Below are 25,308 nucleotides of genomic sequence, written 5' to 3'. Positions count from 1 at the left end.
GCGTTCTTTAATCAGTTGATAGATATTATAAAAATGTATGCTTTTTATGGCTTTTGTCCACAAATATACGCTAAAATTCATTCAAAAATTCATTTTCAGAATTTCATTAACAGTTAGCCCAAATTCTTTCAGTCGGTGATTGAGGTTGCAATAAACATAATCTTCGTCTTCTTTCGGGAAACGATTGGCGACTTGCCTGTAATGCGGAAGCAACGCCTCGTTTTTGATGCCGTTTAATGCTCGTAGTGCCTCGGTTACCACAGACGGTTCTTCATCATACAAATCTTTTATGAAAGTATCCAAGTACTTTTCTTTGTTTTTCAACTGCCCCAACATATACAAGGTAGATGACCGAATTTTATAATCTTTGTTTTCGGTAAATGAGATAATCCACTCGCCATAATCCAAGTCCGTTTCTCTCAACACATAGCCACAGAAACGGAAAATCTCTTCATCGGTGATATTGGGTAATTTTTCGAGAATGATTGGCAATAAATCTCGGCTGTCTTGCTTCTTATCTTTGGAATACCAATAAATATTCTGAAAAAATCGTAATAAATTACGCTCGGCAAGCTGTGGAAAGTACTTTTTGGCTCGCTCAAAATCAGAAATACATAAAATAGTAACAAAATACTCAAAGTACGTATCTTCCTTTTGTATGTAATCTTCAACTTTATTTAAAACAGCTGCAGAAAGAGGCGGTTTTTTACAATAAAGTCCTAATAAGGCATCGGTTTTTTCTTCTTTTTCAGAAGCATTTTCAAAAATGGAAAGCAATTCTTCGGCACTTCCGCCCATTTGATAGCTAAATCCATTCGTTTGATACAAAATTTCGCCCGAAATTATCTCATCGAGCCACCGTTCGTACCAATCCAAGAAATTTTCCTCAAAAGCGAAGTGCGGTTTTTGAAAGTCGAGGTCAATATTTACAATCCGTCCGCGATACTTACCTTCCAGCACGATGGCAGTGTCATAGGTACAGCCTTGCGTGCCAAAAGTGAGCAGCGAACCAAAGGCTTTGTCCATTTCACGGTCGTACTCTTCATCAGAAATGTCTTCGTCATCAATAAGTTTCGTGATTATGTTATCCCAATGTTCGTAGCTTATCTTTGGATATACAACGCACGGAAATTTGAAACGGTCTTCACTCTCCTCAATGCATTGTTCAATAGGATACAGCCCGTAGAAGGGAGCAGCACCGCTTTCTTTTTTCTTTTTTCCACCATTTCCGACGTGCAGAAGGAAATTTCGGAAGCATTCAGGCAATGAAATTTGATGTTTTTGTTCTAATTCCTTCAGTTTTTCTTTAGAAAGAGGCGAACCTATTTCATATTTATGACTTCTTGCTCCAAAAACTTCAAGTTTTTTATCAACTTCTTTGGCTTGTTGTAGTTTTTCTTTGATTCTGGCTATTTGATTGCTGTAATCCATTATTTTTTATTTTTAAAGAAATCGTTTTTTGATAAGATTTTATATTTTCTGTATAGATTTACAACTGACTTTATAAAGTAAGAATTTAACCACCATAGATTTGATGTAAAAATAACACAAAAAATAGATTTATGGACTCATTTCTTGCTATTTTTCTTGAGCAACACCTCTACCGACCGCAGGTTGAAGCTGTTGTTTGCAATCAACACGATATTCCTCTGCCGGTTGAAGCTGAAATTTGCGAACAACAGCCTCATCGGGTATCGGTTTGGACTGTTGTTCGCGAGCAACACCTTCACCGACCATCGGTTGAAGCTGTTGTTTTGAAAAAATGAGCTTTTTGTCTCTGTTTTTGGTCTGTTTTCTGTGATTTTTTGTCTCTTCCGATGAAAGAATAAGATTTTTTGTTGAATTTTCTGTGAAAATGAGCTAAGTTTAGTGCTGAAATTTCTGCGAAAATGCTTTTTATGGGCTAAATTCTTCGGTAAGAATAAAGAATTTCATAGAAAATGAGCTTCTCTACGAAATTCATTGTCAGAGCATCGTTTGTACTTTTAGTCGTCTTCGTGTTTTTCAAGGAAGTCATCGCTAACTTCGTTGAATTTATCGGCGAACTTTTGCATCAAGTTGTTGTTTTCTTTCAGTTGAGCTTGTTCCTCAGGAGTGCCTCTTTTGCCTGCCAAACGCATAGCGATGAGCTTTTGGTAGCCGTTTTTCATCAGGAAATCGAATGACTCAAAGTACTTGATGGCAGCCTTTTGTAGCATATCGTCACCGTTGTACGCTCCTAATTCGTTCACCTGAGCGATGTAGTTTGGAATGTTTTTAATCCATTCCAGACGAACCTGCTCGGCACGGGCATAATCTTTGTCGTCCATTGCCTCGTTCATCTCTTCCATATTGTCAAGCGTTACGTTGGTAATACAAACGATTTCGTTGTTGTACTCCACTTCGTCATCAAAAGAACCTTTGGCATAGTAAACACCTTCTTCTTCGTTCCATCCGCCTTCTTGGTTCAAGCCCTCGGGGATGTTCATTTGGAAGTTATCACCCATTGCCTTTTTCATTTCTTCTTGCATTTTTTTCATTAAATCTCCGAACATAATTTTACGTTTTATTTGTTAAACAATTTTTTAAACTCTGAGGCAAAGGTATTTTTGAGTGATAAAAATTCCTAAAAACGGGCGACTACAAAGTGTCTACAACCGAAAAATATTTTGTATGGGCGGGGTTCTTTTTAGTTGTTTGATAGGCTTTTAGCCTCGGATATTACTGTATTGAATTCTTCCTGCGGGATACCTCTTGCTCCGAGAGTTTCAAGAAGTTCAGTGGCAATTTTTCGTTCTTCCGCTTCGGTTTTAGTCAGAAGTTTTATAATTTTTCGATATAAGTCAGGGTTTTCATAAAAGTTGTACTCATCATAGGTTGTTAAGTCGTGCATTTCACGAAAAAGAACCTTTTTATTGGCTTGCTCAAGTATGGGAACAATGCTTTTTACTACGCTCCACATTGCAAAACGCCAGCGGAAATAGGCGATGAACGTTTCTTCCGCAGTGGAACTGTTGCTGTTTGATGTTTTTTCGTAGAATTTTTCTTCCTTTTGGGTGCGTTCTTCTGCCAAATCTTTAGCAATGAACTCCAGCTCTCGCATTTTAATGCTGGGAACAAAAGTGTTCTGTGTTTGGCAATACGGACAAGGTATGTAAGTGGAGATGAAGTATATTTCGTTGATTTCCAATTTTCCTCCGCATTGTGTACAATGGAAACTGTCTTTGATTCGGTTGTATTCCTCTACAATTTCTTGAAGAGTAGCTTCGGGAGATTTCTCTTTTACGCCTTCAAAAACATTTTCGGATACGTCGCGGATTAGGTCTTTCCAATTTTCGAATTCATCGTGAATTTTCCGAAACCATTTTTCTTTAATTTCACCTTCAGGCGTGCGTCTTTCCCTGATTGTAGGTTCGTGAACTTGAATTTGATTGTCAAAAACCTCCTGAGCTTTGTTGATTATGCTTGTAAATTGCCCCTGAATGCCCATTTTAAAGTTAAAAAAACTTCGTTTGTGGCTGTCAATATCATCATCGTAGAAACTTTGTGCTGAAGCTTTTGTTTCTTGGGCGAGTTCGTTGGCTCTTTCGGTTAGTTTTTTTAAAAAATTACTGAATCGGATGTGTAATTCTTCCATTTTATATGTGTTTGATGTTCTATTTTTATGAGAAAGTTAAAAACTCAGTGGCTATTATCTTCTTTTTTGATATAAATTCCGTCATCAAGTTTATTGCTGATAAATTCATAACCGCAATAAGCACAATGTGTTACTCCTTCACGTTTTGCTCTCCCTGCTCCACAATTTGGGCAATCCTGAGTGTCAAGTTTTGCTTGCTCACTTTGGAATTTGTCGTCGCCGTATTTTTTTTGCTGTTGTGCTTTTAGTTTCATCTTTTCTACGAAAGATAATTTTTTGTTTTCTTCCATTTTGTTCTGTTTGTAAGGCTTTTGTTTTGATGTATCTGTGAAGTTTTGGCGTTCGGAAAACAGTTGTTAAACGCTGAAATATTTAAAGTTTAGTTTCGGAAAATGGTTGTCGGAGCGGTAATCGGCAATAATGTAGCCAAGATGTTCCTTTCCTTCAAAGAAAACACATTCGATGCCATATTCGTGTGAGTTTTTGCTGCTTTCATCATAGTTGAAAACATCTAAATAATCTTGTCCGCTGACTTGCTTTTGCATTTCCTCGATGGGGAAAATTCTTAGATTACTCGGGTCTTCCACAAAATCAAGCATTTCGTAAATTTCTTCCAAAAATTCTCCGCAGATGTCAAATTTTTCTGCTAAAGTTTTGAAATCCTTTGCTTTGTATGCTTCTAAAAATTCGGAAATAGCCAGATAAATTTCTTTTTTAAGTTCTTGCATATTGTTTGGTTTTTAAATTCGGTTTTCTCTTTTTTTAAAGATTTATAAATTTATGGTTGCTTGTCCCCACCATTTTTCTTCCTTTATGTTAGGATATTTTCCAGTGATTTGGAAATGACAGAAGATGAGCTTTCCGTCGTGATATTCCATTGAAGCAATATCGGAAAGAATTTCTCCGTCTTCGTTTTCCTTTGGTTCGTAACCTTCAATGATGATTTCTTCGCCAAATTCCATCGTTTCGGGATTAAACAGAAAATGACGCGCACTATATTCATTGGAAACAATCCAACATTTATCGGTTATTTTGCAGATTCCTCCATAAGAGAAATCCTCTGGAAATGTGAATGTTTTGAGTGTTTTTAGGTTGGGATAGGAAACTATGAAAATAGTGTCTTCATAGAAGTTAAGCAGTAAAGCCTTCGTGTTGTTGTCGAAAGCAAATAGAAAGCATACATCTCTTTTCATTTCGTACAGAATTTCTATTTTGCTGGCTTTTACAGACAAGAAATATTCTTGCGAACCGTCTTGCCCTCCGCAAAAATCAATGGCAACTGCTGTTTTTTCGGGAAGTAAAGTAATGATGAAGGCGGAATCGTATATTACATCTTCCATTTCGGTAGAAGCGAGCCGTTTCCCAGTGTAATCATAAACCAAAACGGTTACCAATTCTTCATTTTCACGACGAACGAGCCAAATCCATTCATTACGCGGGTCGAATTTTGCATAGCAGATGGCTTCTTTCAATTCCCAAAGCATTTCTTGCTCGAAGTTCCACACTGAAAAGTTTTCTGTTTGCTCGTCCCACTTCAGAAGCAGTCTTTTCTGTTGGTCGATGTCGAAATTCCTCAAGTCTGATATAAAATCGCTGAGGTTTTTGCTGTACATCGGGTGGTAATCGGTTTTTGTAAAATTGCGTATAATCATATTTATTTTTTCATTTTTGGTCGGAAAGAAGTTTTCTTGTCAAATCCTTTGTTTGTAATCTTTTGTTCGTTAGGAACTTCGGGTGATTTTTCTGCGGAAGACTTTATATCAGACAAAAATTGCACGATGTTTTGCCACACAAAATCAGGGTCAATATAAATTCCAGCCTGAGCTAAAAACGGATTGGCGTCCAGTAGTACAGGCGAGTCGTGCCAGAGTCTTCTAAGTAATAAAAGCGGTTTTTGTGAAAAATCTTCCCACTGTAATTGTTTGCCTGAACCTGTAGTAATATTTTCTACGCCATAGATATTTTTTGCTCTGTTTTGACGGAATTGCTCGTATAGCGAATAATTATTTTTGGTATATAAATACGAAGTAATGGTAATGCTTTTGCCGTTTTTGAGCTTGAAATCATCACTCCCTAAAAAATAATCAGAATAGGCATCCAAGTCCGTCACATTTTCTAAATCAAAATGGGTATAAATATGGCTTTTAGTTGAAAAAATATGCACCAATTCATTGCCTACATACAATACGGAATGCAGAGCATCAGTATCAGTTGGCTCTTTGAAAATGCTTTGATTTACAAGTAGTCCGTTTTTAATGAGCAAGACAGGGTCGCGACGGTCGAAGATAAGTGTTTCATCCATACCGTATTCGGCAACTTTCCAATCGTAAAAATCTTTAAATTGACTGATGATTTTCATCGCTTTTTAAAGTTTTAAGAATAATCAAAAGTGAAAAGCACAATTCGGCTGATAGGCTCGTATAGCATAATTATCGCATCGGCACCGTGCGAGTAACTGTAGCCCGATACGGAAGCAATCTGATAAAAAGGATTCCCGTTATGTGTGATGGAAACGTTCCAATCTTCATCTTCTGTCAGAACAAAAGCCGAGGGAATGGATTCGCTATCCACCCAATTACCTCCCTGAATTTCACCGCCTAAGCTATCCAGATATCTGCCACCATAATACGGAATAAAATTTTCTTCCTCGCCCCAATAGCCCTTTTCCTGAAAGTCTTTTTTGTTTCGATTATAGTCATTTACGGCTTCATCAAAGTTTTTGAGGGCTTCTTCGTAAACCTCTTGTTTTCGTTGCTCAAATAAAGCGGAGTCGTTTTTGAAATAGCTCATTTCCCAATCTTGAGACATTATTTCCTTAAGTTGGTCGCGGTACATTGGGCTTCGCAGAAAATATCCTTCTTCTCCTAAAAATTCGTATTTATTGTCTTTCGTTAGACGGAAGGCAAGCCAATTAGCTCCAATGAATTCATTATGAAAGTCTTTGGTGTATTCGCCGATATAACCTTCGTAGGGTTCTATGGGGTTAATCATATGAAGTTGAATGCCTTTCCATTCTGGGTTTATTTCTTGTAAATTAATGGAAATTAGCGGTAAAAAATGTTCTTTTAGCCAGGGTTGTTTTTCTGAAAATATGCTTTCTGCTTCCGGAAAAGGCTTTAAATTTTCGTTCAGTTCGTTGATGTTTTCTATTAAATTCATATTGTTTATAATTTTAATTCATTTATAAAAAGAAAGCTTCTTGTTAATGTGATTTTTGATTATAAATAATTGATATTGTGTGAGATGAACTGAGTGTTATGAATAATCAAAAGTGAAAAGTACAATACGATTCACGGGTTCGTACATTAGTATAATGGCATCAGCACCGCTTCCGCAGTAGTTGTATCCTGCCACATTGCCAATATAATAAAACGGGTTGCCCTGATAAGTAATTTCGATACCATCATTGAGTTGTTCTTCGTCGCTTTCTTTTAACTCCATTTCAAAAGCGGAAGGTATTCCTTCTTCCTCGGCTGAACTTGTCCAGTTACCATACCAAAAACCGCCGCCAAGGTCGTCTAAAAAATTCATAATATTGAGCTTTCCTTTGTATTCTGGATATCTCAAATTAACCAAATGTCCAAATTTAGCCACATTTTCTTTACTTTTTTCAAGGTTTTCTTTCATTTTTTGAAAATCTTTTTCCTCTTCGCTGTTAAAATCCCAATTGTTGATAGCTGTTCGTAGGAAAAATCCTTCTTTTCCCAGAAATTCGTATTTATTATCTTCCGTTAGACGAAAAGCCAACCAGTTGGGAGTCGTAAATTCATTGTGGTGTTCCTCTGTTCCGTCACCGATATAGCTATCATAGGGCTCGAAAGGAGAAATCATATGCAGAATTGTATTTTTCCATTCGGGGTTTATTTCTGCTAAATTGATAGATATCAGCGGTAAAAAATGTTCTTTGAGCCAGGGTTGTTTTTCTGAAAATATGCTTTCTGCTTCCGGAAAGGGCTTTAAATTTTCGTTCAGTTCGTTGATGTTTTCTATTAAATTCATTATTAAAGTGTTATTTTATGATGTTTTCAAATCCTTTTTTGTCGTTCAAGGCTTCTGCAGAACGATACAATAGAGCCCCTTCGCCATTTTCGTCATAATCATCGCTATAAAAAGCAAAAAGCAGCAACCCGTTTTCCTTTCTGTTGCCAAAAACACCCTCTTCATCGCATTTTTTGAGAGCGTCGATGATACATTGTTCAAAATCTGCTCGGATTTTGTTGTATTTGTCATAATCATCTAATCCTTCTACGAGTAAATACGCCTCTTTGTACAATGCAGGTTGACTATCAAGCCAATTTTCGGAAGTTTCGCTAACCGGAATAAAATCTCCCTCGTAAAGTTCGCACACGCCTGACCAAATGGCATTTAACAATCCGTCATATTCAGGGTCGTAATCATCTGTTTTTTTCCACGCTTCTATATCTTGGCGGGTAACTCCTGCGTTGTTGGCTGCGAAAAAATCATCAACCAAAAAGAAATAATATGCCACAAGGTCTTTACCTTCCTTATCGGTTTGATTTTTAATAAATTGGAAGGAATGGCGGATTTCTGCCTCTGCTAAACTCTGAATTTTTTGTTTTTGTTCTTGAGTCATAATGCTGATATTTAATTGTTTAAAAATATTTATTTTCCTAAAATTTGATGCTGTTATTTATTCTTGACTTACTTAATGTTGACATATAATTTATATTTTTCGATTAAGTTTTTCATTTTTTCAGAAATAAACCAATCGGTATAGCTATGTTTATCACGAGCGATATAAAACTCGGGCAGATTTTCGTTATATACGATATTTCCAAAATAGTCCGGTGCCAATTCTCCGTCTATTTCTTCGGTGTCTGATTTTTCATAATCAATGAGCTCCAAATATCGATTGATTTTTGCTACAAAAAATGGTTTTTTGACGGTTTTTGCTTCAATTTCTATCCGAAAAAAAGTGATTTCATCGCCAACTTCTTTTGAAAGAACTTCCACAAATCGCTCGGAAAAAATGGGCAAACTCACAAAACCTATCAGAAAATCAACTTTTTCCAAGTCCGAGTCTTTTACGCCTACATCGGCTTTGCCCGTCAATTGCATATATTGCAGGAATTTTCCGTTTCCGTCGGGGGCGACGAAATAATCAAACATTCTGTCCGTTGAGGCTTTAACCGTTACATAAGTGCATTCGGCTCGCAATTTGGGTTGTAATTTGTACACTTTCATATTTTTATTGTTGATTTTTAGGGTTTGAACTTTTATTTGAAGCTGTAATTTCTTTTAAAAAATTGAGCATAAACGGAAAAGTTTTTATTTCATAAGTAAAAACCTTTGTATCGCTATTTTCTACTTCTAATTTTCTGTCTTCGTTGTATTTATAGCAATTGTTTTTGGTTGTAACGGTAAATAAATCTCCTTTAAAAGCGATGGAATCTACCTCAAAACCACACCAATCAGGCACGGCATACACCAAGAACAGTTTATCATTGATTGATTTTACTTCGTCGTAATCATTTTCAATTTGCAGATTACCGTTTTTATCTACTTCGGCAATGAAAAGCAAAATTCCGGACCCTTCTGTAAACATCGAAATGACATTTCCGTCGCTGTCTCTGTTGGTTGTATCTATCCTGCAAATATTCCCTTGCCAAGTTTGGATTTCAATATCGCAAAAATCAGGAGGCGGATTCTGGTTAAAAACCTCATTTTGATGCAGAAAAGCTAAATTTTTAAGCCAAATTTTATCTTCCGGATGTTGTGAAACCAATTTTATGTGCTTGTAACGCCCTTGCGAAAGTACTTCAAAAGAAATTTCACTGAAATTCTCATTTGCTTGGAAATTGAAAACGGGTAGGAGATAGCTGTCACCATACGGATTTTCATCGTATTCAAAGCATTGGTTTTTAATATTGTACAATAAGCAAACGCCATTTTGATTGTCTTTTCCGATGTACACAGAAAAGTATTCATAAAAGAGATTAGTTGAATGTTGGAGCGAAAAAATTTCTGTCGGAATTATTTCAGGAGCCGGAAGCTGAAATCCGTTGGCAAAAGCCGTTTCTCGGATGAAATTTGTAAGTTCTTCTGTATAAACATTGTACAAAAATCCGTGCAGATACTCAGGTTCTTCGTCCTCTCGGTTGAAAGTGGCCAGATTTTCACAAATTTCATAAATAGCTTTTGCATATTCCTCCTGTGAGGCGTTGGTTTGCCGATAGTTTTCCATTTTTTTGCAGAAAATATCCAAATCATCGCTGCATTTTTGAATGTTTTCTTCGGTAAAATATCGTTCTTCCTCAGGAGTTTGTTTCCAATCGGTATGAATGAGTTGTATAATTTCTTTTTTCGTCATTTTTCTTAAATAAACTTTAAGTTGTTCTTTGTTAGATATATATTGCTGTTAATCAAATTTTTTGCATTTTCTGAAATCCAAAGGTTGGGCTTGTATTCTGTTTTTCCGTCTGATATTTTTGCCTTTTTACAGATGTTTTTGATGGATTTCACCATACCTTTATAAATAGGTGCGGTGGGTTCGTTTTCGGTAGAAACTCCGTCAATACTTTTGGGGTAAACCAGACTAAGCCCAATCTTTCCTTCGTTATTGAAATAAGCCATTGATATTTTATTGTTAAAGAAACTCAATTCCGCCGGAGAAAGCCCAATGAAAGCTTTTTTGCTTCGCACTCGTTTAAAATCAATGTTTCCGTCTGACTTTGAATCGAATTTTTCAAATCTTACTTTGCGATAATCATCAACCATAGAGATGTACATTGGTAGGTAAGTGTCTGTAAATTCGGGATTAGCGAGTTTTATTTTGCCCAAAATTATCTTTTCCCAAAAGTTTTGATATGCTGAGAAAATGCTTTCTTTTGAATCGTATTGATAATCCAATGGTACACGACAATTAGTTTTCATAAAATAGAAATCTTTCGTGCTGAAAATCAATTGAAATTCATCAGGAGTGATGACGAAATAGAATTTATCCCAAGTTATTCCATTCATAACGATTGCAGAATTTTATTTCAGTTCCCAAGTTCGTTGTACTTTTGCTTGTTTTATGAATTGTTCAAAGCTTTTGGCGGTTTGGCAGATGTATAAATCGTAATAAATTTCCCAAACGCTGTGGTCTTCAGGATGAAAAAACAACATTCCGCCATCTACTGAACCAAAACAGAATGCTTTACGAACTTGTTCCAAACTGATGCCTTCAGTTTCGCCTTCTAAAGGTTTGTAATCAAGTTCTGCTTCGCTGAGGTATTGATATTTCATCAAGCTTTTTGCGTTTTCGGGGTCGTTTTTGCGAGTGAGCATATCACAGGCATAAATGGTGTAATCCTGACGAGAGTACTATTTTGTTTTGCTGTTTTGCGTCTTCCATAACGAACGCTTGTCATCTGGTTTTGAGGCGTGTTTGCCATAAAATCCCTATATGATTGTGGGACGTTTTGATTTTCTAAATTCATTGTTTTATTTTTTTTGAGGGATTATTTGGTATGAAAAAAAAACGGTTAAATAATAATTAAACTCAAAATATTTTTTTACAATTTGAAAGGAGACTCAGCTTTTGCCATAAAGGAAACCAATTCTTTGGGCATAGCCAACCACGAAATGCCATCTTCCTGCTGTTTGGTATGCCAAACGACCTCTCCCTGAGGATATTCCCACATTGTTACATCGGTTTCGAGGCAAAAAGGCGGAATCCATAAAAGTTTTATCTCGCCATCTCCTGCCCAGCCTGCTTTCAGAAACAATTCTTTCACTAACGAAATATAACTTTCTGCATCTTCCAAAAACTCGGATGGAGAAACCAAAAAATGCAGATAGTCAATGTATTCATACGATGCGATATGAAAATCTTTCAAAATTTCAGGCAGATAATTAATTACCTTATTTTTAGGAATTGTATAAGCCATTATTATTTTTCTAAATATTTTTGAATATCCAATTTATCTGTTTTATTTGTGTTTAATTCGTACATCTTGCCCGTGTTGTAAATTACCCAATGGTCAAAAAATGGTGTGGATTTACCCCAACTTTGCGTGTTTGCGTGAATCAATTCGCCCGTTGATATATCAAAACGATTTCCGAGAGAATCATTGAAAATAATCTGATTATCAAGGATGAAAAACTGTGGAGCGTAATAGAATTTTTCCCAATCCAATTTTTTAGTTTTCCACAGAATTTCGCCTTTTGCATTGAATTTTGTCCCGAAAAAATCGCCATCAATGGCAAAATATTCATCATTGCCCAATGCTTCCACTCTGTGAATGAGTTTTTTTGAGCCCAAATGAATGACTTTTTCCTCAAAAGTAGTCAAGTCCAGTAGAATAACTTCATCTTTTTTACGACTATTAGGATAGGCAAAAATATGATTGTAAAAGTTTTTCGAACAATAAGTTAAACAGTTGTTTCCTTGCATAAAATGCACAATTTCATTTTTCTGCGTATCAAAAAGAAATAATTTGTCATTACTTTTTCCTTTTACATTGGCACGAACCACCAACAAATGTGGCACAGTTGTGAACCAAGCCTCATAACCGAAAAACACATTGGTTTCGAAAAGTAATTCTTTGCTTTTTAGGTTGAAAATCTTGGTCTTGCGTTTTCGTTTTTCGTAAGTTCTGTCGATGGTTAAGACTTTTGTTCCGCAAGGCGAAATGTCAAAAATCTCACTTTCGTCAGGGAAGTTTGCATAAACGAATTTTTCATCAATATTAAAATCAATCAGAAAAGTTCCGATTTGCCTGCCCTCTTCATTTGTGCAATTAAAAAAAGCCAGTTTTTCAGCTTTGTGAGTGCCACAATCAAAGTAAATCATAAGTATCTTATTTATAGCGAGTTGTTATTTTAAAAAAGTAATTTGTTTGAAATTAATTAACTATCACATTTGAAGCACAAAAGTATTTCATTCTGACCAAAGATGATAAAAATAATCGTCTACAAAGTGTCTACAAATTTTATTTTTTGTTCTTTTGACGAAAATTTCTTCTGTTTTCGGGGAAACTTTTAAGTTTTTGCTCAACTCTTTAATGTTAAATGTATTTTTAAATGTCTTTTATATTTTAGAAATAATTAAAATACGCGTTTTCAAACAATGCAAAATGGGTTTCATCTATTTTATTTACATTTACTTCTATTTTTTGCTGAGCGATAGGCTCTTCTCCATTCCAGTAGAGAAAGCTATCTACTTTAAATCCTTCATTTGTAAGGTTTTTTATAATTTTGAAAAGGAGTTGCGTATTGAGAATATTTTCGTCATTATCTTCTTCCTCTAGCCAGTCTTGTAACTCACAAAATCCGATGTCTTGTGCCAAACTTTGCTCAAAAATTCGTAGATGACAACTGCAACTATTCAGTGCCATTGTAGCTACTTCATAACAATACAAGTATTTCAAATTTACTTTTGTGGGATTTTGCATTTTCTCAAAAAATAAATTTTCGCTATTGTACAAAGCCAAATCTTTAGGAGTATCTGTACTGATTATTAATATATAACACACATTTTTATAGGTTAAATGATATTTATCTACTATGTGACAGCTTTAAGATTTGTGCGTCTTTTTTGCAAATAATGATTTCAAAAGTGCCTCCTCGCATTCCTATAGGAAGTGTTCCCAATACGACAAAATATTGTTCCAAATCGTGTATTTCATAAGGCTTTTGGTCTTCAATTACCGATTGTGGGTAATGCTTGAAAAGTATTGGCTCGATAACTTCCAGCAGTATTTTTTCATCGGAAATGATTTGAAATTCATCTTTGGGAAGCAAATTATGTGCTTCGTTTTCTGTTAAAACTTCTTCCAAAATGCTTTCAGCGTATTCTTTTCCAAAAAACAAGCGTTTGTCAGCTGTTTTTGCAAGTTCTTTCTTTTGTTTGTTTGCAGTTTTTTTCATTTTATTTTGTGGATTGAAAGCAATTAATCAATTTTTTCTAATTTATATTTTGGATTGTTGCCAAATTCTAAAATTGGATAGTAGGCTTGTAAATATTTCATTTTATCTTGAGGATAGGATTTTAAATGAATTTGCCTGTCAAGCCAATTCTCATAGAACGTTATAACATCCACATTTAAAGAGTAATATCCTGTGAGATTGATGCAACCACAATCTGCCCAAATTTCTCCTTTCTTTTCTCCATTTACAACCAAGCGAAAGAAATCGCCACAACCATATTCACAGATAGGGATAGTTCCGTTGAGGTTACTTGTGTCGCTGTACTTGTTTATTAGGTTAGCAAAATCAATATCTGTTTCCATTCGCTTTTCGATGTTATCCGAAGAAGTATCTTCTTGAAAATCAATAATATCATCAAACTCAAAATCATTTGTGTAGCGAAATGGTTCGTGGAGTGTGATTTGCCATTCTTCATTCATTTCCAAAGCTTTTTCTAAGGAATAAAAACCATAGTAAGGAGCTTTTTCGTGTAATTGATATGATTGGCTATCATTTTGAATTTCAGTTAGAAAAGTCACATAACTCTCCGGAAGTTTTATTTGTGATTTTGCTTCAATTTCACGAATTTCAGTTAATGAAAGTGTATCTCCGGAGGTTATTCCTAATACTGACATTTTTTGTAAAACTCTCTCTATTTGGTTGTTGTGATTCATATTTGCTTCTTGATTTTTATGAAATATGGTTATTTTTCGCCTTTAAAAATGCTATAAGTGGCAAGCATCAATCCCAGCTGATGGGTGTAATCGTCAATATATTTCATTGTAATGGCATCGCCATAAGGTTCGTAGCATTTTTTTGTTAGTTCAGTTTCAATTGTTAAGATGATTTTTTTCTTTATCCAAGCTTCCTTGCTTTGCTTACAAAGATTTTCAAAATCTGGTTGTTCCTTTAGTTTGTTAAAAGCCTGCAAATTGATTTTCTCGCGTTTGGCAAGTTCAGAGGCGTTTCCCGAATCGGTAGCGATTTCACTACTAGAAGATATTTCGGCAATAACAGCATTTTTTAAATCATTTACATTCGGTAAAAGATTCCTCAATCGGTTGATGCACTTATCAAAAAATCCTGTTCTTGCTTCCCAATTTACGCCCACGCAAATTCCGAAAGCCAACGGATTTCCTACCCAACTATCGTCATTAAAGCGTGGAGGAGAAACGATTAGATAACACCTCTGCATATCCTTTTTTTGATAAGCATAGATGTATAAATACACCGAACACTCATTATCCAAAGGCTTAACCCACGAGCAGTACGATTTGTCATTATCCGTAAGTGCGATAAAATTTTCTTCTTTTATGAATTGGATTAGGTTTTTTATTTCAGTAGTGAAACTCATTTTATGTCTTTTGTTTAAATTTCTGAATTTTATTGGAATTTAAATTCTTCAAAATCAGGGTACATATACGCCTGAATTTCTTCGCGTCCGCATTGTTGGGCAAGAGCTAAGACTTCTTTTTGTGTAGCAACTTTTTGATAACCAATACCAATCCTTTGAATGTTTTTGTTTTTCAAAATAGGGATAAAAATATTCAAATCGGTTTGCACAGCATTTTGAATGATGAAATCAATAATGGAGGAACTGTGTTCTACATTGCTGAAATCAGTAATATTTTTACACGAAGTGATTTTAACTCTTCGGAGTTTCTGTAAATCAGCTACTTTAGGGAATTGGGTAACTCCGTTTAATGTTTCGATAAATAAAAATTGTAAATCTTTCATTTGTGAAACAAATTCTAAATCAGTAAGTTTTGGCAATCGCCAAAGTTGTAAATATTGTAATGATTTTAAATGAATAGCCGCATCAATATTTTCAAAACCACATAGTTGCAAAGTCAAATGTTTTAGTTTAGTAAATTTTGAGATGCAATCCAATGTTTTGGGTTTGGAAGTACTTCGGAGCGTTAAGTTTTCTAATTCAGATAATTGCGAAAGAGTTTTTTCCAAATTCTTTTCTAGATTTTCAATGTGTAGCGTTTTCAAATTTCGAAAATGAGCTGCCGAATTCAGATCGATTTTTCCGGCTTTTGACCCAGAAACGATGTATAATTCTTCCAAGTTTGGATTGATATTTTCCAAAAAACTCAAATCTTTTACTGTGTTATAATCAAATTTGAGTGCTAAAACCTTCAGATTTTTGAAAAGAGAAAGCTTCTCCAGATTTTTTATATTGCTAATTGCTTCAATGGAAATACTTTCAAGTTCGGGGTAATTCGCAATCCAATTCACATCAAAACTTTGGTAAAGAAAAAAACGTAAATGAAGCGACTTGTGATGTTTGAAAATCTCTTCCCAAAGCACGGGTAAAATCTTCTCCATATTTACACTTCCCGAAATTTGTATGCGGTCTAACTCTTTGATTTTCTTTTTGTATTCGGATAATTCTTTTTGGAAATCATCGAACTTGTTAATGCCCCAGAATTTTGAATGATAGTAAATTGCTCCCATATTTCTGATGTCTTTGCTCTAATTTTTGGTAATATCCGATAGCTTTACAATGTCTAGAATTCCATTGAGTTTTTCTTTTAATGAAGAAAATAATTCTTCTTTGTAAAATATTAGTAATGAATAATTTGTGTTGATTTCAGGAAAACGATAGGTAGTTTTGTCTTTGTAATTTTCCAGCAAATTGAAATTATTTTCACCTTCTCGGGCAAAGGCGAGAGGTACTTTATTCGGACTTAAAAATAGCCAATCTCCACCGAATTTAGCTTGATAATTTTCATAACCATAGTCAAAGAAATCGGGTTCGTCAAATTTTATTTTCAGCACATTTTCAAATAATTGCACAACTTCCGATAAAGGTAATTCTGACTTAATTACATACAAATCATCGGTTTTTAGTGTCAACATATTCAGAAATTCATCAAAATTATCAGCGATAATTTCTTCTTCATCGCATTCAATATCAATGTAACTTACTTGCGGATTGTCTTTGTTTTCCCGATAATCCAAACAAAGATAGTAATGTCTGTCGCCATCAAAAGCAATTAAACCCTCAAGCGAAAAACTAAACTCGCCATATTCTTCTTCGTCAAGTTCATTGGCTAAAACGGTTAAACTCGGATATTTTTTACCAATTCCCCAAAGTTGCATAGGTGGAGTTTCAGGCAGACTATAACGCACGTAACCACCATTTTGGATTTTTAATAATTCAATCAAACTTGCAGGAAGTTTGTAACCTATTTTTTGTTCAAAATCTTTAATCATTTTATCGGTTAAAGATTCGTGAAGATAAGGTAAATATATTGGGGTTTCCCAAAAGTTTTTTAAAGATTGCATATTCTATCTGTTTTTAAATATCTGTTAATGTAATACTTTTTCCAAAATCAACCTTCCATTTTTTGATTTGTGTATTACTGATTTTCAAGGTCAATATATCTCCTTTGAATGAAAAATCTGTAACCATTGACGGCACTAATATCCCTGCCGAAACACTTCCTTTGAGCGACACAGGCACGAGAATCGCCTTTTGTTTTGGTGGTTTGATTTTCATCAAAAACCGCATATAATCAGCAGGATTGGTAATGATTTTATTGCCGTCGTACTGCATAACGAACTGAAATTTAGTCTCTTTGTGAGTGATGTTTTTAGTTACCGCCCACTGCCCTTGCAGGTTGATTTCCAGTACTTTTCCAAAATTCAGTTCGATGTTTTCTTTTGTCCAATCGTGCATTGGGGCAATGTCAATAAGGCTTTGCCTAACTGCTAAAATAGCTTCTTTGGGGAAAAGTTTGTCAGGCGTATTTTTGAGTTTTTCTACATCTACCCAAAGTTTTACGCCCCATTCAAAACGCTGTCCGTTTTCATCTTTATTATTGGTCAAAAATAAATTCAACGGACGAATCACTTTTGAAATACCATTTTTACAGAAAAAATCCGCAAAATATATCACCGAATACATTTTACTGCAAAAATCTTTTTCTTGTTGGCTAAATGCGTCTGTATCATATATATACACATTTCCAATGCGGAGAGAAGTCATTGATTTCATAGTCTATTTTATTTATGTTAATATGTCAAATTCATCAAAATTCTCGCCATCAGACGAAGAAGTCATCCAAGTAAAATCCGCCAAAATCCCCTTGTAAAAAAATAACATCAGCTCATCACCAACAAAAGAAATTTCATCTAAAACCAATTGATTTTCAAATGAAAGCAGGTCTAATGTAGGCTCGTCTCCCTTGCGAATTTCATCGTTATAAGTATCCAAGCATTCTTTGGCAAGGTAGTTCTTGGCTTTGGCGTCCATTTCTTTTAGTTTAGGAATCAACGAATTAACCAGTTTCAAAGTACTTTCTATGGGTTCGCCATCGGGTTCTAAAACCAGTGTTAAAGGTTTTTCATTAAATAAGACAGTTGCTTGATTGTCTTTTAAATCGTTGATTGTTAATGATTTCATATTTTTTCTGTTTTAAAGTTAAAAAATCACGCTGTACCACTTGCCGTCATAATTATCCAATTCTTTGGCGGTATCTATTTTCCATACATCATCTACTTTTTTGAGTTTGTAAATACGCTCTTTTTTTAGCCCAGCATAGATTCTTTTAGTAGTCATTGTAGCGGACTTGCCTTTTACTTCCACTGAGGTGATTTCTTCTTGTTTGGGATCGTATTCGGGTGGAAATCTTACCGAAATTCCAGCACTGAGCATTCCGTATTTGCGTTCTTTTTGGGTGAGATGAGCCTCATAAATCTCTCGCACGATTTGTGTTTGTTTTTCTTGCCAATCAGGATTGCTAAAAATTTCATCATCTTGTTCCGTTTCATTATTGGCAACTACCTCCCACGCATTCATTTTTTGCATAAAAGCGATAAATTGCTGTTTAATTTGTTCTGTATCGTTCATATCTTCATAATTTTTATTTATTTTATTGATGATTTATCCAACCTGTTTCGGCATAAATTTGTTGTATTTTATTTACTTCATCTTTTGATTTTTTGCCCCAAGCGGTGTAAACGGTTTTTAGCTTTGATAGATTTTTGAGCTTGGAAAAATCATCACTATTCATTTGTAGAGGCTTATCATAACTGGTTAGTACCAATCTTTCCAAGTTCTCGTAACGTAACAAACTTTCTACATCGTTGAAATTCGGGCAGGTATACATTTCAATACTTTTTATCAATTTTGGATTGTTGAGCTTTGGAAAGCTAACCAAATGACTATTATAACTGATATTTATGCTTTCTAATTTTTCTAAACTTTCTATAAATGAGTGATTATTCAATCTGGAAAGCCCGTGTAAATGCAACTTTTGTAAATTAGGAAACTTTTCAGGAAGCCAATTTTCCGATTTCAAATTGCTGTGAACGTATAAATCGGTTAGGTTTTCATTTTTTTCAACCAAAACCAAATCTAAACTTTTTAGATGTAATTTTCTTAACCTTTTTTGTTTGTTGATGAACTCGTACTGCGATTTATTACCCAATCCTTCCAGAAATTCTAATTTTTCCAAATTTGTACAGTTCATTGGTTTGAAAGAGATAGATTTTTTAGTGAACGAACCTAAAATTAATGATTTTAGGTTGAAATTGGAAAGTTCGTTTAGATTTTCAAGTGGATTTTCATAATTTGGCAATAATGAAATATGTGAAACATTCGAAATTTTCTCCAATACAGATATTGTTACAGTTTTTGAAAGGAAAATCAAAACAAAAACTTCATTTCCTTTCATCGCTTTTTGATTAATGATGTTTAACTTTTCGTCATCAACACTGTTTTTAATGGAAATATGAAGTTCCTTTTGTTGTTTAAGTGTTTTAATACTAATTTCTTTTAAGTCAATGTATCTCATAGTGTGTAAAATCTAAGTTTACAATTATTTATCACTCAAAATCTTCACTCTCAAACTTATTTCCAATTGGTTTTAAGCTAATCTTTTGTAAAAAATCAGCAAAACTATTAGCGTATTTCTCACAATGATAAAGGTCAATATCATTCACCCAATCCGAATCATCACTAAAGTGCCAAATTGAACCATCGTGCAAGTTGATAAAAACATTACCTTCATAAGTATCAGCTATCGCAAAGCAGGTTTTTACCTCATCAATAGAAATCGGCTCCTCTGTGTGTAAGGCTTTTACTTTTTCAAACGTATAATCACCTTTGCTAATCCATTCATACCAATATGATTTTTTATCATAACTATTTGATAATAACCCATTTTTGGTGTATAGCTTTATTTTTTTGTTATTGTGTTTTTCATTATTGAAATACATCATTTCCATATTTTCTTCTGATGTTTTGCTTTCAATAAAATCCAAATATGCTTGCGGAATTTTCCTTCCTAAGTATTCTGTTATCATATTATTTTTTCTAAATTGCCTATATGTTATGATACGGATACGATTCATCTTTGAATAAAGCGAAAAATTTTTCAATATCATCAGCAATCACTCGCCAACGCAGGTCTCTATCGTCCCAAAAAATGATTCTCGGCTCGTTTTCGTTCTGACTGAAATCCATACAAAATTGACAACCAGCACCATCCATCCCGAAAGTCAAAATCTTGGAAAAATCCGTAATGTAGCCCAAATCGTAGTTGTTTACTTTTTCGTAATCTTCATATTCTTCGGCTTCTTCTGGCGGAAAATACTCGGGCAATTCTTGGCTTTCTTCAAGAATTTCTTCTTTGGTTTCGTAAAAAATATTCAACTCGGTGTCCAGTTCAAAACCGTATTGGTCTTTTTGTGCCGAATGCGTATTATCTTGATTTTTAGAGATTAACTCAAAATAATTTTTCGGAATTTTTAATTTTTTCTGACTCATTTCATTGCTTTTTTATGTTTCTCGCTGTTCTTCATCTTCAAAATCGTCATCAATAGGTTCTGAGGTAAGTAATTTTTGAAATTCAGTGAAGCTATCAGCTTGTTTTTCACAAAACATATCGTCATACCACAACCAAACTGAACCATCGTGCAGATTCAGAAAAATAAATCCTGCGTTGAGGCTTCCAATTACAAAACCACTTTCTACTTCTTCCGGGGTGATACGGCACACATCTTCGCGAAAGTCAATCAGTGAAAAATCCAATTCTGAAGCACTTAACCACTGATAGTCAGCGTTATTTTTGTCGTAAGTTCGCGAGAATAACTGGCTTTCTGTCCAAATTTCTACCTCTTCGCTGAATTGATTTTCAGTGTTAGGATACATCGTGAGCCAAAAATCTTGTTTTTTGTAGTTGGCGATAAAATCTAAATATTCTTTTGGAAGATTTCTTCCTAAATGAATGGTTACCATATTTTTACTTTTTAAAAATTAAAATTTTATTTTAATAAATGTAATACACGCAGACTAAAAGTATCTTGTATTGTAAGTCGCTTTTTATCCACAGGAATAATTGTTAAGATGTCATTTTCAGAACTATATCTGTACATTTGTTGGTTCGACATCGTATAGAAATAACCCACAAACTCCTCGCTTGATTCCTCATCGTCAGCGTTTTCAACAAAGTCCGTAAAGCGGATATATTCGGCTTTTACGCCAGTTTGTTGTTCAATTTGTTTGAGCCAAGTCGGAAATTCTTTAGGAATGTTTTCTGTCAAATCATAAATATCTTCAAGAAATATTTCATCTGGAATTTCGTCAAGTTTCATTGGTTCCATATATTTTCTTTTTTCCGTTAAAACAAGTGCGGATAAGCTAACTTTTTGCTCATCAGAGCATTTTTGTCCATTTCAAATTCACCAATGTAATACAAATCAGGATAAGAAAGTGAAACTTCCTTCGGTATTTTCAAACCCTGATGGTACAGAATAATATATGAATTGGGTAAAATGTTTTTCGCTTTGCAAAATTCCTCCACAATTGGCAGATTTTCTCTTTTTAAAAGAGAAAATTTTAACAATTCCGACAGTGGAAAATCATACTGAAATTCAGGTTGTAACACTTCTATTCCGTAAGTATCAAAGCTGTAATCATATATCTCTAATTCTTTGAAAAATAAAGGATTACTATGGTCTTTAATGTAAGTGTTGTATTCTTTTGTTTTTCCTTCTGCCACGCGAGCCAGAAACAAATGAAAATAATAAGTTTTTTGCATTTTTATTAACTGATTTATTTCCAGATTTTTGCTGTTATTTCTTCTGCTGATAGCTCGTACCAATTCCCGTTTTTGTCCTTTTTTCTTTGGAAAAATTCCGGTTTGTATTTCTTAAAGTTCAATTCCAAAAACTGACGAAAATATTGATGAGCATAAAACATATAAGGCATAAATTCTTGCTGAAATTCACTTTCACATTCAAACTCGTTATTGCGAATGATGGTAACAAACGCCTGCAAGTCTTCTTTGGTCAGGTTGTCGTGTTTTTTAGGGAAGGGCATTGCCAAATCAAAGGCAAATACTTCAATTCCATTGCTTTCCCACCATTCCCATAACCATACATCGGACAAATCCTTGCCTGTAAGCTCACTCAAATAATTTTCCATTGCTTTGTATTCTTTGTCGAAAACCTCTTCGGGAGTGTCTTCGGGTTGAGCATCCCAAAAGTTTTCATATTCTTGCAATCGCTTCAAAATGAGTGGATACAATTTTTCGGCAGTTGCCCAATCAGGTTGTAATTCTTTTCTTAATGTGTGCATATTATTTTTTTTAAACTTGTTTTCTTTCCAAAGGTGTATTTTGTAAAATATTTTGGAGTGCCACAAACGGATTTTCACCGTACAGAATAAGCTCATCTCCTTCAATATGAAAAGCATAAACAGCTCCGTTTTCATCGGAAAATAAATCGTACCAACCTGATTTCGTCGTTCCTATCGGAAAAATTTGTTTTTCAAGTAGCTTTTCTGCGTATTGCGTTTGGCTCTTCGGAAAATATTTCATCAAATGCTCCAAATTAAATTCGGTGGAGTGCCCTCTGTGTGAAATTTCTAAACCATTGAAATAACAGAAAAACAACACAACCTCTCTGGGAACAAACTCATATCCAGTATTTTGGTAAAGCTCAATAATATACTTTTCTCGCTTGGAAAAGATTTCTTTTGGAATTTTTCGGTCTATGTTGATTCCGATTTCGGATAATAAATTTTGTAGCGATTTTGAAAACATAAATTATTGTTTTTCAGTTATTTCATTATGGCATATTGCTCTAAAAATCCGATAATTTCGTTTGCTTTTGAGGTGAAAAGTTTCTGAAATTTCATTCGGATTTCGCCTGTATCCAAATTAAAATATATCCAGCCACCAATATTTTGCAAAACACATTTGGGTTGATAGTTTTCTTCTCCAAAAATAACATCGATTGCATAATTCTTTTTGAATTTTTTATAAAGAATGGCTATTTTTTCGAGTTTTAAGTCCGAAAATTCTCCTTCAATGTGGAAAAATCGCCAATCGCTCTGATAATACGAATCGAAATAGAGTTCTTTGAGATGATATTCATTTTTGTACCAATTAATGATTTCCCAAAAGCCAACAAATGATTTAGGATATTCGGAATGCCGAGGCAGAAGCAAGTAAGGCGAATTTTCATCGTTAAGAGCGAGAATTATATCACCATCAATGGTTTTGGCAATCATCACACTATGGAGAGCCCTCTGTTGCAATGTTTCGTCCCATTCCCAAAGGTCTAAATATTCCGTAAAATTGTTCTTTATAAAATCTTCATCAGGTATTTCAAATAACAGTAATTCATTGAGATTTCCATAGCCGTAATTCGATATGAATTCTTTGTAATCTTCTGGTAAAGAGTATCTAACCAAATTTTCTATGTTAGAAATTTCAGCTTCACTCACTAAGTGTGCTTCTCCAATATAATAGATGTTGTTTTTCATAATTTAATGAATGGAATTATTTTAAATTTTCTAATAAATCCGTGAAATTTTCAGCTAAAACACCTGATTTTTCATCAATTTCACCGGAATTATGGTCGAAATAATATATTTTTCCGTCATTTCTCATCAAAAAGTAGTTTCCTGAAGGGTCTGTTGCTACAGGTAAGCCTTTTGAAGCAAACTCCTCCAACAAATCCATAATGGAATTATATTTATAATCCGATTTTAGAGATAAAAAATGGTCAATAACTTTGCTTTTTATTCGTGATTTGGAAGGAATTCCGCCGTTCTGCTTCAAAAGAAAATCAAAATAATCTTTTGGAAGATTAAAATTTATTTTTTCTTCTAATTTACATATCATTTCGGTAGAAATTTCTGCGGTTTGATAGGCATTTATGAGGTTTCGCGTTGTTCTTTTGTCCAATTTCAGATTGAAACGCTTCATATATTCCAACTTTTCAGGACTCAATCCGTATTTTTCAAATTTTATTTTCATTTTTATCTAAAAGAAGTTTTCAGGATTATGCTAACTCTTGCATCAAATCGTTTAACCAATCGTTAAAGTTCATTAAATCGGTGTCTTCTTCCCAATATTCAGGTGGAATGTCAGCATAAAAAATTCCAAAATTATTTTCTTGTTTTTGTGTCAAAAATCCCATTGGATGTCCGTCTGCCGAACCAATGATAAGGAATGAAGGAAATAAATCTACTCCTGTTCCTTCAAATACTTGCCTTGACCAATCAAAAATTTCATCGGGTGGCAGAAAATTAAGCCCCAAGCCATACTTTGTTTCAAAAAGCGTACACGCTCCCACAGAAAGCAGAAATTCTTTATAATCATTTGGAAATGTGATGTTATGCTGCTCTTCAAACCGAATTATTTCTTCTTCGCTAACAAGTCGTTTTAATTCAAAACGATATTTATCACTCCCGTACCGAATCATTTCTCCCTTGCTTTTTGAAATTAATTGGTTAATATTTTCGAACAATTTTGAATTCATAAAATGATTTTTTAATTTTTTACAATATTACACTTTACCCTACAAAAAATCTAAAAATGAGCGTCTACAATGTGTCTACAAATAGGACTTATTTTAGATGTTTTTCTTATAAACTTTGTTTTTCCCAGTTGCCACGTTTACGCTGACAACCATCTATTTGCCAAGAGTTATCCTTTTGTTTTATCATCAAAAATCGGTCTTGGAAAATATTGGCATTGGTGTGAATATAGATTCGATTTTTAGAAATGATTTCAATATCAACGATTTGGTGTTCTCCGTAAGACCCTCCTTTCGTTGCCGTCCAATGATATCGGTCATTATTGTGGTGTTTTTTGGTTGCGTATTTTTGGTAAAGTTCTTTGATTTTAGCGGTTATTTCGTCTTCGAGTCCTTTGTCAAAATTAAGGTTAGCGAATTGCTCCCATTCTGCCATTGCTTTGAAAAATGCTAACAGATGATTTTTAGCACTTTCTATTTCTGTTTTGCTCAGCGTTACTGAAGTTTTCTTTTTGGCAAAATTTCTTTGCGTTTGTTTGAAAATTTCCATTTGATCGGCAGTAAATTTGGTGTGAGATACGGGCTTGAGTTTTTGATTGTCCGCCACTGCCAAAAGTCCGTTAAAAGTTATCTTTGTACCGTCAATTCTCAAGGTAGTAAGTTTGGGAATTTTTGCAATGATTTTCAGGTTGTTATCGTTAACTTTGGTTTTTTCAATACCAATACAATCAAGTTTCGGGTGATTTTCAAAATGAATGAAACCCTCGCCTGTGATTTTCGTTTCACCCAGCCAAAGCAGCCCAAGTTTTGGCAATGTTGCCAGATATTCAAGGGCTTTGTCTGTAATATTTGTGCCTTCTAAGCCTACATTTACGAGTGATTTGCATTTGCAAATTTCCTGTACATCGTCATCTGTTATTGGTTTGTATTTCAATGAAATACCTTTTTCTTTGCTTTTGCCAATTGCGATGGCTTCTGGGTGTAAATTGCTCATA

At 34.4% G+C, this 25,308-nt stretch carries 39 protein-coding genes; 1 reads left to right on the top strand and 38 read right to left on the bottom strand.

The features are described from left to right. Positions 1–81: 81 nt before the first annotated feature. A complete protein-coding gene (locus CGC58_RS05400; protein WP_095895650.1) occupies positions 82–1,431 on the bottom strand; it encodes an SMI1/KNR4 family protein in 1,350 nt (449 codons plus the stop codon). Between the two features lie 131 nt (positions 1,432–1,562). Here CGC58_RS05400 and CGC58_RS12675 point away from each other — a divergent pair, with 131 nt between their 5' ends. Next, positions 1,563–1,766: a hypothetical protein gene (locus tag CGC58_RS12675; RefSeq protein WP_157909201.1), complete on the top strand. Its 204-nt coding sequence runs from the start codon at positions 1,563–1,565 to the stop codon at positions 1,764–1,766. Positions 1,767–1,985: 219 nt separating this feature from the next. Here the strand turns inward: CGC58_RS12675 and CGC58_RS05395 are convergent, their stop codons facing one another. The 37 genes from CGC58_RS05395 to CGC58_RS05220 form a co-directional block, all read right to left on the bottom strand. Beyond that, the gene (locus tag CGC58_RS05395; RefSeq protein WP_095895649.1) at positions 1,986–2,534 is read right to left on the bottom strand and encodes an LIC11966 family surface protein; all 549 of its coding nucleotides are present in this window, start codon (positions 2,532–2,534) and stop codon (positions 1,986–1,988) included. Positions 2,535–2,668: 134 nt separating this feature from the next. Next, positions 2,669–3,616, bottom strand: coding sequence for a hypothetical protein (locus CGC58_RS05390; protein WP_095895648.1), 948 nt, complete (start codon positions 3,614–3,616; stop codon positions 2,669–2,671). Positions 3,617–3,660: 44 nt separating this feature from the next. Continuing rightward, entirely contained in the window at positions 3,661–3,906 is a 246-nt protein-coding gene (locus tag CGC58_RS05385) for a hypothetical protein (protein ID WP_095895647.1), read from the bottom strand. Positions 3,907–3,972: 66 nt separating this feature from the next. Then, the gene (locus CGC58_RS05380) at positions 3,973–4,344 is read right to left on the bottom strand and encodes a hypothetical protein (RefSeq protein ID WP_095895646.1); all 372 of its coding nucleotides are present in this window, start codon (positions 4,342–4,344) and stop codon (positions 3,973–3,975) included. A 42-nt stretch (positions 4,345–4,386) separates the two neighbouring features. Then, a complete protein-coding gene (locus CGC58_RS05375) occupies positions 4,387–5,268 on the bottom strand; it encodes a hypothetical protein (protein WP_095895645.1) in 882 nt (293 codons plus the stop codon). A gap of 2 nt (positions 5,269–5,270) precedes the next feature. Further along, positions 5,271–5,975, bottom strand: a complete 705-nt coding sequence (locus tag CGC58_RS05370) for a hypothetical protein (protein ID WP_095895644.1) — start codon at positions 5,973–5,975, stop codon at positions 5,271–5,273. A 14-nt stretch (positions 5,976–5,989) separates the two neighbouring features. Next, complete coding sequence (locus CGC58_RS05365) at positions 5,990–6,775, bottom strand: hypothetical protein (protein WP_095895643.1); 786 nt, start codon at positions 6,773–6,775, stop codon at positions 5,990–5,992. Between the two features lie 96 nt (positions 6,776–6,871). Then, a complete protein-coding gene (locus CGC58_RS05360) occupies positions 6,872–7,615 on the bottom strand; it encodes a hypothetical protein (protein ID WP_095895642.1) in 744 nt (247 codons plus the stop codon). Between the two features lie 10 nt (positions 7,616–7,625). Further along, positions 7,626–8,210, bottom strand: coding sequence for a DUF4303 domain-containing protein (locus CGC58_RS05355; protein ID WP_095895641.1), 585 nt, complete (start codon positions 8,208–8,210; stop codon positions 7,626–7,628). Between the two features lie 68 nt (positions 8,211–8,278). After that, positions 8,279–8,821, bottom strand: coding sequence for an imm11 family protein (locus tag CGC58_RS05350; RefSeq protein ID WP_095895640.1), 543 nt, complete (start codon positions 8,819–8,821; stop codon positions 8,279–8,281). A gap of 4 nt (positions 8,822–8,825) precedes the next feature. Next, the gene (locus CGC58_RS05345) at positions 8,826–9,947 is read right to left on the bottom strand and encodes a hypothetical protein (protein ID WP_095895639.1); all 1,122 of its coding nucleotides are present in this window, start codon (positions 9,945–9,947) and stop codon (positions 8,826–8,828) included. 5 nt (positions 9,948–9,952) lie between these two features. Further along, positions 9,953–10,597: a hypothetical protein gene (locus CGC58_RS05340; protein WP_095895638.1), complete on the bottom strand. Its 645-nt coding sequence runs from the start codon at positions 10,595–10,597 to the stop codon at positions 9,953–9,955. A 15-nt stretch (positions 10,598–10,612) separates the two neighbouring features. After that, the gene (locus tag CGC58_RS05335; protein ID WP_157909200.1) at positions 10,613–10,864 is read right to left on the bottom strand and encodes a hypothetical protein; all 252 of its coding nucleotides are present in this window, start codon (positions 10,862–10,864) and stop codon (positions 10,613–10,615) included. After that, complete coding sequence (locus CGC58_RS12670; RefSeq protein ID WP_157909199.1) at positions 10,864–11,058, bottom strand: hypothetical protein; 195 nt, start codon at positions 11,056–11,058, stop codon at positions 10,864–10,866. The genes CGC58_RS05335 and CGC58_RS12670 overlap by 1 nt, the downstream gene beginning before the upstream one ends. Before the next feature lie 75 nt (positions 11,059–11,133). After that, positions 11,134–11,508: a hypothetical protein gene (locus CGC58_RS05330; RefSeq protein ID WP_095895636.1), complete on the bottom strand. Its 375-nt coding sequence runs from the start codon at positions 11,506–11,508 to the stop codon at positions 11,134–11,136. Between the two features lie 2 nt (positions 11,509–11,510). After that, the gene (locus CGC58_RS05325) at positions 11,511–12,413 is read right to left on the bottom strand and encodes a hypothetical protein (RefSeq protein ID WP_095895635.1); all 903 of its coding nucleotides are present in this window, start codon (positions 12,411–12,413) and stop codon (positions 11,511–11,513) included. 244 nt (positions 12,414–12,657) lie between these two features. After that, entirely contained in the window at positions 12,658–13,095 is a 438-nt protein-coding gene (locus CGC58_RS05320; RefSeq protein ID WP_157909198.1) for a hypothetical protein, read from the bottom strand. A 22-nt stretch (positions 13,096–13,117) separates the two neighbouring features. Next, positions 13,118–13,489 carry an NTF2 fold immunity protein gene (locus CGC58_RS05315; protein WP_095895633.1) on the bottom strand — a complete coding sequence of 124 codons (372 nt, stop codon included), beginning with the start codon at positions 13,487–13,489 and terminating at the stop codon, positions 13,118–13,120. A 23-nt stretch (positions 13,490–13,512) separates the two neighbouring features. Beyond that, entirely contained in the window at positions 13,513–14,163 is a 651-nt protein-coding gene (locus CGC58_RS05310) for an SMI1/KNR4 family protein (RefSeq protein ID WP_157909197.1), read from the bottom strand. Between the two features lie 68 nt (positions 14,164–14,231). Next, positions 14,232–14,882 (bottom strand): hypothetical protein, encoded by a 651-nt coding sequence (locus tag CGC58_RS05305; RefSeq protein ID WP_095895631.1) that lies wholly within the window; start codon positions 14,880–14,882, stop codon positions 14,232–14,234. A gap of 29 nt (positions 14,883–14,911) precedes the next feature. Then, a complete protein-coding gene (locus CGC58_RS05300; RefSeq protein ID WP_095895630.1) occupies positions 14,912–15,991 on the bottom strand; it encodes a leucine-rich repeat domain-containing protein in 1,080 nt (359 codons plus the stop codon). Between the two features lie 18 nt (positions 15,992–16,009). Beyond that, entirely contained in the window at positions 16,010–16,825 is an 816-nt protein-coding gene (locus CGC58_RS05295) for an SMI1/KNR4 family protein (protein WP_095895629.1), read from the bottom strand. Positions 16,826–16,838: 13 nt separating this feature from the next. Beyond that, the gene (locus CGC58_RS05290; RefSeq protein ID WP_095895628.1) at positions 16,839–17,537 is read right to left on the bottom strand and encodes a hypothetical protein; all 699 of its coding nucleotides are present in this window, start codon (positions 17,535–17,537) and stop codon (positions 16,839–16,841) included. Between the two features lie 12 nt (positions 17,538–17,549). After that, entirely contained in the window at positions 17,550–17,945 is a 396-nt protein-coding gene (locus CGC58_RS05285) for a hypothetical protein (protein WP_095895627.1), read from the bottom strand. A gap of 18 nt (positions 17,946–17,963) precedes the next feature. Further along, positions 17,964–18,392: an NTF2 fold immunity protein gene (locus tag CGC58_RS05280; protein WP_095895626.1), complete on the bottom strand. Its 429-nt coding sequence runs from the start codon at positions 18,390–18,392 to the stop codon at positions 17,964–17,966. A 22-nt stretch (positions 18,393–18,414) separates the two neighbouring features. Then, positions 18,415–19,338 (bottom strand): hypothetical protein, encoded by a 924-nt coding sequence (locus tag CGC58_RS05275; RefSeq protein WP_095895625.1) that lies wholly within the window; start codon positions 19,336–19,338, stop codon positions 18,415–18,417. Positions 19,339–19,369: 31 nt separating this feature from the next. Beyond that, entirely contained in the window at positions 19,370–19,849 is a 480-nt protein-coding gene (locus tag CGC58_RS05270; RefSeq protein WP_157909196.1) for a hypothetical protein, read from the bottom strand. Between the two features lie 19 nt (positions 19,850–19,868). Further along, a complete protein-coding gene (locus CGC58_RS05265; protein ID WP_095895623.1) occupies positions 19,869–20,312 on the bottom strand; it encodes an SMI1/KNR4 family protein in 444 nt (147 codons plus the stop codon). 12 nt (positions 20,313–20,324) lie between these two features. Further along, complete coding sequence (locus CGC58_RS05260) at positions 20,325–20,783, bottom strand: hypothetical protein (protein WP_095895622.1); 459 nt, start codon at positions 20,781–20,783, stop codon at positions 20,325–20,327. 26 nt (positions 20,784–20,809) lie between these two features. Then, a complete protein-coding gene (locus CGC58_RS05255) occupies positions 20,810–21,148 on the bottom strand; it encodes a hypothetical protein (RefSeq protein WP_095895621.1) in 339 nt (112 codons plus the stop codon). 17 nt (positions 21,149–21,165) lie between these two features. Next, complete coding sequence (locus tag CGC58_RS05250; RefSeq protein ID WP_095897123.1) at positions 21,166–21,585, bottom strand: hypothetical protein; 420 nt, start codon at positions 21,583–21,585, stop codon at positions 21,166–21,168. Positions 21,586–21,599: 14 nt separating this feature from the next. Next, complete coding sequence (locus CGC58_RS05245) at positions 21,600–22,124, bottom strand: hypothetical protein (protein ID WP_095895620.1); 525 nt, start codon at positions 22,122–22,124, stop codon at positions 21,600–21,602. A gap of 10 nt (positions 22,125–22,134) precedes the next feature. Then, positions 22,135–22,590: an SUKH-3 domain-containing protein gene (locus CGC58_RS05240; RefSeq protein WP_095895619.1), complete on the bottom strand. Its 456-nt coding sequence runs from the start codon at positions 22,588–22,590 to the stop codon at positions 22,135–22,137. A gap of 17 nt (positions 22,591–22,607) precedes the next feature. Then, positions 22,608–23,315 carry an SMI1/KNR4 family protein gene (locus CGC58_RS05235; protein ID WP_095895618.1) on the bottom strand — a complete coding sequence of 236 codons (708 nt, stop codon included), beginning with the start codon at positions 23,313–23,315 and terminating at the stop codon, positions 22,608–22,610. Between the two features lie 16 nt (positions 23,316–23,331). Then, positions 23,332–23,811 (bottom strand): SMI1/KNR4 family protein, encoded by a 480-nt coding sequence (locus tag CGC58_RS05230; protein ID WP_095895617.1) that lies wholly within the window; start codon positions 23,809–23,811, stop codon positions 23,332–23,334. Between the two features lie 25 nt (positions 23,812–23,836). Continuing rightward, the gene (locus CGC58_RS05225; RefSeq protein ID WP_095895615.1) at positions 23,837–24,316 is read right to left on the bottom strand and encodes an SMI1/KNR4 family protein; all 480 of its coding nucleotides are present in this window, start codon (positions 24,314–24,316) and stop codon (positions 23,837–23,839) included. A 106-nt stretch (positions 24,317–24,422) separates the two neighbouring features. Continuing rightward, positions 24,423–25,307, bottom strand: coding sequence for an NTF2 fold immunity protein (locus CGC58_RS05220; protein ID WP_095895613.1), 885 nt, complete (start codon positions 25,305–25,307; stop codon positions 24,423–24,425). Position 25,308: the final 1 nt, after the last annotated feature.

It is taken from the genome of Capnocytophaga stomatis, assembly GCF_002302635.1.
Taxonomy (GTDB): Bacteria; Bacteroidota; Bacteroidia; order Flavobacteriales; family Flavobacteriaceae; genus Capnocytophaga; species Capnocytophaga stomatis.
The sequence above is the reverse complement of the archived record's forward strand: the minus strand, read 5'-3'. Positions and strand labels throughout refer to the sequence as shown.